The sequence below is a fragment of the Actinomadura kijaniata genome, assembly GCF_014138665.1.
Lineage (GTDB): Bacteria > Actinomycetota > Actinomycetes > Streptosporangiales > Streptosporangiaceae > Spirillospora > Spirillospora kijaniata.
The window spans coordinates 254,197-259,456 of sequence record NZ_JACJIA010000013.1; the positions used below are offsets into that span (position 1 = coordinate 254,197).

Genomic DNA, 5,260 nt, shown 5'->3' on the forward strand with positions numbered 1-5,260 from the left:
ACCGCCATCCCGGTCATCGCGCTCCTGCCCGCTGGGCCGTAACCTGGAAAGGCGGGCCGTCGGTCACGATTCGCACTCCATCAATGACGCTCTGCGCCTATAGTTGTCCCGATGAGGAAGGGGCAGAGCATGACTGCGACGTTTGAGGAGCAGCGCATGCAGGAGGACTGGCTCCTGGAGGGCTTCCTCGCCCTCGACACCCCTGAGGGTTTCCGCGCTGAACTGATTGACGGAGAGATCGTCGTGACCCCTCCCCCCACGGGTGCGCACGAGAGGAACATCGGGAAGATCGTTTGGCAGTTGGCCAGGAAGAGCGCGATCGAGCTCGACTTCGCGCCGACCAAGGGCCTGATCGTGCCGAGCGGCGGCCGGTGTCCCAAGAACCGTGTGATCCCCGACGGCACCTTCGCTCCCGCCGAGATGGACCTCTTCGGCGACGCGGAGCCGTGGATGCCCGCCGACGGCGTCCTCCTGGTCGTGGAGGTGACCTCCAGCCGCCCCGAACTCGACCGTCAGGCTAAACGTCACTGCTACGCACGGGCGGACATCCCCCTCTACCTGTTGGTGGACAGGGAACAGCGCGCTACGACGTTGTTCAGCGAGCCCGAGGGCGATGACTACACTCTCAGCGAGTCGGGGACGTTCGGCAAGGCGCTCCCACTGCCGGAACCCCTCTCCATGGAGTTGGACACCTCCGACCTCTCCTGATGGCCGGTCAGGCCGACCAGTCGTGGGGGCCCAGGACGTAGCCCTTCGCGGTGGAGTGCAGGTGGTCGGCCGAGACCAGGCGGCTCAGGGCCGCCCAGATGTCCTCCTCCGGCCGGTCGATCAGCGTTCTCAGCGTGTCGATGTCGGCGGCGCCGCCGCCCTTGTCGATCTCCGCGACCGTCTCGTAGACCTGGAGCTCGAAGTCGGTGAGCGACTGCACGTCGTCGCGTTCGTTGTCCATGCGGGCGGCGTTCCCCGAACGGGGGCGTCCCTACCCTCGGCGCCCCCGGGACGCGGCCTCAGCCGTAGCGCCTCATCTCGTGGAAGAAGCCCGGGACCTCCTGGAGCCCGCCCGTGGCGGCGACCCGGTCGTACACGTACTTGGCCACCGCGAGGTCCAGCACGCCCAGCCCGAACGGCGAGAAGACCACCGGCCGGTCCGCCGGGGGAGTGACCCGGCCGGTCAGCACGTCGTACAGGGTGCCGTCCACGAAGTCGCGGTGGCCGACCCGCTGCTCGGCCAGGTGCGGGGAGGTGCCGGCCTTCAGGCAGTGCTCGACGTCGTCGACGACGTTGCACGACGACAGGATGATCTCGGGGGAGAGGTCGCGCAGCGACACGTGCAGGACCAGGGGGTTGTGGGCGAACCACGCCGGGTCGGTCACGTGCGGCTCGCCCGCCACCGTCGCGAACGCGACGAGGTCGCAGGCGCGGATCAACGGCTCGGGCGCGTCGTGGATCGTGACCTCGCCCTTCCCGGCGCGCTCCAGGTAGTCCCGGAACCCCTCGGCGTGCTCCCGCGACAGGTCGTGGACGTGCAGCTCGTCGAACGCGAAGCCGTTGGCCGCCAGGTAGGTGCGGACGTAGCGCGCGATCAGCCCGGCGCCGAGGAAACCGGCCCGGCGGGGCCGGTCGCCGCGGGCGTCCGCCAGGCGCGCGGCGGCCAGCGCGGCGGAGGCGGCGGTGCGGGCCGCCGAGATGATGGAGCTCTCCAGGCACGCGAACGGGTAGCCGGTCTCGGCGTCGTTGAGGATCAGCACGGCCGAGGCGCGCGGGATGCCGTCCGCGACGTTGCCGGGGAACGAGGAGATCCACTTCATGCCGTGCACGTTCACCTCGCCCCCGACCGACGCGGGCAGCGCGATGATCCGGTCGGAGGGGCGGTCGGGGAAGCGCAGGAAGTAGGAGTCGGGGTTGACCGTCAGGCCCTCGCCGTGCAGCCGGTAGGCCGCCTCGACGATCGCGGTGACCCGCTCCTCGCGCCCGTGGACGGCCTCGTGGACCTGGGCTCCGGAGATCACGGCGAACGACGGCTGGGGCATGGCATGGCTCCGTGGGGTGTCGGGGGTGATCAGGCGCCGCGGACGCCGGCGCCCGGGACGGGCAGTTGGCCGACCAGCCCGGCGAAGTTCTCGCGCAGCCAGTTCTCCTCGTAGATGGAGTCCAGGTAGCGTTCGCCGAGGTCGGGGGCGAGGGCGACGGCGACGGGCCGCGCGCCGGGGCGGTGCTCGGCCAGCCAGCGCGCCGCGCCCGCCACGACCGTGCCGGTCGAGCCGCCGAACAGGAAGCCCTTGGCGGCCAGCGCGTGCACGGTGCGGATCGTGTCGCCCTCCGGGACGTGCACCACGTCGTCGATGAACGACTCGTCGACCAGCTCCGGCCGGGCGGAGGTGCCGAGGCCGGGCACCATGCGGCGCTCGGGGATGCCGCCGAACGTCACCGACCCCACCGCGTCGACCGCGACCACGGTGACCGGCCGCCCGTGCTCGCGGAAGTACCGCGCGCATCCCATCAGCGTCCCGGTGGTGCCCGCGCCGACGAACAGGACGTCGAGGTCGGGGAACGCCTTGTCGATCGCGGGCGCGGTGCCCTCGTAGTGCGCGAGCCAGTTGGCGGGGTTGGCGTACTGGTTCAGCCACACGTACCCGCCGGACTCCACCAGGCCCCGCACGTACCGGATGCGGCTCTCCAGGAAACCGCCGTTGCCGTCGGGCCGGGTGATGACCCGCACCTCGGCGCCGAGGGCCCGCATCACCCGCACCGAGGCGGGGTTGCAGCGCGGGTCGGTGACGCACACGAACCGGTAGCCCCGGCTCGCGGCGATGATCGACAGGGCGACGCCGAGATTCCCCGACGACGACTCGATGATCGTCGCGCCGGGGGCCAGCCGCCCGTCGCGCTCGGCGGCGGCGACCATCGCGACGGCGGCCTTCAGCTTCACCGAACCGGCGAAGTTGAACCCCTCGCACTTGAGGAACAGCGGCGGGCCGAGAACCGGCCGCAGATCGACGTACAGGTCCTCGACATTGAATTCCAGCGGCGAGTTTATGATGGGCACGCTGCCATCCTCGAACGAATGCCAATGGCCGTTTCCGGGAAAACGCGGTCGTCCATTCTCCGGAGTGCCGGAGAATATCCGGAAAACAATTTGCGGCCGTTCCCCCGTCTGCTCCGAAGTTCGCCGCCGGACCGTTGGCCGAACCGTGGCGGAGCATCACGGTACCTTCGGGCATGTCGCCCCGCAACCCCCTACTTACCAGCTAGTAGGACGCTATGCGATGATTCTCGTCCGCTTACGGCGAGGGCGGACATAAGCTGAGCCGCCCGCCTATTCGGCGATGACGGTCGATCAGTTTCGCATCACGGAGAGTGAACATGAACGCTCGCGGACCCGTCGGCGAACGGCTGCTGACCCGCGACGGGCTGCCGGTGCTGCCGGTCCCCGCCGCCGAGGTCGGGCGCGCCCGGGAGCTGGCCGCGCGGCACGGCATGAGCAGCGCCCGCGAGGTCGACCTGGCCGATCCCGTCATCACCCGCGTGGAGCGGTTCGCCGCCGAGCGCGACCGTCCCGCCGTCACCGACGCGACGCGCTCCCTCACCTACGGGGAGCTGGCGGCCGAGGCCCGCCGCGTCGCCGCCCTGCTGGAACGCGAGGGCGTCGCGCCCGGCACCGTCGTCGGCGTCGGCGGCGCCCGCCGCGCCGCCGTGGTCGCGGCGTTCCTGGCGATCGAGCTGGTCGGCGCGGTGTACGTGCCCGCCGACGAGACCTGGCCCGCCGGGCGCGTCCGCGACGTCCTCGCCCAGGCGGGCGCGACGCTCCTGCTCGCCGTGGACGAGGGCGAACCCGCCCCGGCGCTGCTGGAGGGCGCCGCCGCGGCGCGGGTGCGCGTGGTCCCGGTCCGGGAGGCGGACGCCCTGGACCCCTGGCCGGGCGATCCGCGCCTGGACTCCCTGGACCAGCCCCGCTACGTGCTGTTCACCTCCGGCTCCACCGGCCGCCCCAAGGGCGCGGTCGTCGAGCACCAGGGCATGGTCAACCATCTGCACGCCAAGATCGTGGACCTGGGGCTGACCGGCGCGGACGCCGTCGCCCAGACCGCCCCGCTCGGCTTCGACATCTCGGTCTGGCAGATGCTGTGCCCGCTGCTGGTCGGCGGCCGGGTCGACGTGGTCGGCGACGAGGTGGCGCACGACCCGGTGGCGTTCGCCCGCGCGGTCGACGAGCGGGGGACCACCGTCGTCGAGCTGGTCCCGACCATGGTCCGCCACCTGCTGGACGACCTGCCGCACGCCCCCGAGGGCTCGCTGTCGTGCCTGCGCTGGATGATCGCCACCGGCGAGGAGCTGCCCACCGAGCTGTCGCGCCGCTGGCTGGCGGCCATGCCGCACGCCCGCCTGCTCAACGCCTACGGTCCCACCGAGTGCTCCGACGACGTCACCCACCACACCGTGACCGCCGGCGACCTGGAGCTGCTGCGCCTGCCGATCGGGGTGCCGGTCGTCAACACCCGGCTCTACGTGTTGCGCGAGGAGGACGACGGCACCTGGGCGGCGTGCGACATCGACGAGACCGGCGAGCTGTTCGTCGGCGGCGTCTGCGTCGGCCGGGGCTACCTGGGCGACCACGAGCGCACCCGCGACGCGTTCTTCCAGGACCCGTTCGGGGCGACCCCGACCGGCCGCCTGTACCGCACCGGCGACGCCGTCCGCCTGCTGCCGCCCGGCGCGGGCGGGGACCCCCGGCCCACGCTCCAGTACCTGGGCCGCGTCGACCGGCAGGTGAAGATCTCCGGGGTCCGCATGGAGCTGGGCGAGATCGAGGCGGTCCTGCAACGCCACCCGGCGGTCGGCGCGGCCGCCGTCGTGGTCCACGACTATCCGGCCTGACAGCGCCTGATATCACCCTCCGTAATCGCGTTGGCCGGGTTCGGTCGTCAACCTTTGTCACCGGCCGAGCGTCGATCCCGACATGCCGCCCGCCCTCTGGTGATCCTTTGTCACGCGCGTGAGTAATGCGCGGGTTCAACTTCTACTTTCGGGGGGATTGCGAGGCATGTGACGGGCTGGTTAACTGTGGCTCCGCTACCGCCGAGTAGCCACACGGGCCGCCGGTCGCGTGCGCGCGGCACGATTCGGAGAGGGACGGGGGGGAAAGGGGACCGCAGCGGCCCGGAGTTCGCAGTTCCGTCTTCTTTTCCCGCGCCCCGGGCCACCGGAACGGCCCCGCTCCCGGGCATCGCCGAAACCCCCTCCGACCGGGAAAGTGCTGTTG

At 71.6% G+C, this 5,260-nt stretch carries 5 protein-coding genes; 2 read left to right on the plus strand and 3 right to left on the minus strand.

Translation table 11 applies throughout. The features are described 5' to 3' along the window. Positions 1 to 111 precede the first annotated feature (111 nt). Complete coding sequence (locus tag HNR61_RS37650) at positions 112 to 708, plus strand: Uma2 family endonuclease (protein WP_246444627.1); 597 nt, start codon at positions 112 to 114, stop codon at positions 706 to 708. Positions 709 to 715: 7 nt separating this feature from the next. On the opposite strand, the gene HNR61_RS37655 is transcribed toward HNR61_RS37650, so the two are convergent. The 3 genes from HNR61_RS37655 to sbnA are packed head-to-tail and all read right to left on the minus strand — an operon-like array spanning position 716 to position 3,046. Continuing rightward, entirely contained in the window at positions 716 to 949 is a 234-nt protein-coding gene (locus tag HNR61_RS37655) for a hypothetical protein (protein WP_182847898.1), read from the minus strand. A gap of 58 nt (positions 950 to 1,007) precedes the next feature. Further along, positions 1,008 to 2,030 carry a 2,3-diaminopropionate biosynthesis protein SbnB gene (sbnB, locus tag HNR61_RS37660; protein WP_182847899.1) on the minus strand — a complete coding sequence of 341 codons (1,023 nt, stop codon included), beginning with the start codon at positions 2,028 to 2,030 and terminating at the stop codon, positions 1,008 to 1,010. A 29-nt stretch (positions 2,031 to 2,059) separates the two neighbouring features. Next, the gene (sbnA, locus tag HNR61_RS37665; protein WP_182847900.1) at positions 2,060 to 3,046 is read right to left on the minus strand and encodes a 2,3-diaminopropionate biosynthesis protein SbnA; all 987 of its coding nucleotides are present in this window, start codon (positions 3,044 to 3,046) and stop codon (positions 2,060 to 2,062) included. Positions 3,047 to 3,363: 317 nt separating this feature from the next. Here sbnA and HNR61_RS37670 point away from each other — a divergent pair, with 317 nt between their 5' ends. Continuing rightward, positions 3,364 to 4,875, plus strand: coding sequence for an amino acid adenylation domain-containing protein (locus tag HNR61_RS37670; RefSeq protein WP_182847901.1), 1,512 nt, complete (start codon positions 3,364 to 3,366; stop codon positions 4,873 to 4,875). Positions 4,876 to 5,260: the final 385 nt, after the last annotated feature.

Bases quoted from the DNA above. Each gene is read 5' to 3' on its own strand.
- HNR61_RS37650 (WP_246444627.1), top strand. From the start codon at position 112: ATGAGGAAGGGGCAGAGCATGACTGCGACGTTTGAGGAGCAGCGCATG.
- HNR61_RS37670 (WP_182847901.1), top strand. From the start codon at position 3,364: ATGAACGCTCGCGGACCCGTCGGCGAACGGCTGCTGACCCGCGACGGG.
- sbnB (WP_182847899.1), bottom strand. From the start codon at position 2,030: ATGCCCCAGCCGTCGTTCGCCGTGATCTCCGGAGCCCAGGTCCACGAG.
- HNR61_RS37655 (WP_182847898.1), bottom strand. From the start codon at position 949: ATGGACAACGAACGCGACGACGTGCAGTCGCTCACCGACTTCGAGCTC.